The sequence below is a fragment of the Bacillus cereus group sp. BfR-BA-01379 genome (assembly GCF_022663605.1).
Taxonomy (GTDB): Bacteria; Bacillota; Bacilli; order Bacillales; family Bacillaceae_G; genus Bacillus_A; species Bacillus_A mobilis.
Genome location: NZ_JAKUFT010000249.1, coordinates 1 through 282, shown reverse-complemented (window position 1 = coordinate 282; position 282 = coordinate 1). Strand labels below are relative to the sequence as shown.

Genomic DNA, 282 nt, shown 5'->3' with positions numbered 1-282 from the left:
AAATTATAGTACCTGTGAAGATGCAGGTTACCCGCGACAGGACGGAAAGACCCCGTGGAGCTTTACTGTAGCCTGATATTGAATTTTGGTACATTTTGTACAGGATAGGCGGGAGCCATTGAAACCGGAGCGCTAGCTTCGGTGGAGGCGCTGGTGGGATACCGCCCTGAATGTATTGAAATTCTAACCTACGGGTCTTATCGACCCGGGAGACAGTGTCAGGTGGGCAGTTTGACTGGGGCGGTCGCCTCCTAAAGTGTAACGGAGGCGCCCAAAGGTTCC

Annotated in this window: 1 rRNA gene; it reads left to right on the top strand. The window is 52.8% G+C overall.

Annotation, left to right across the window (positions count from 1 at the left end):
- A 23S ribosomal RNA gene (locus MR113_RS27685) occupies positions 1 to 282 on the top strand; the annotation flags it as partial.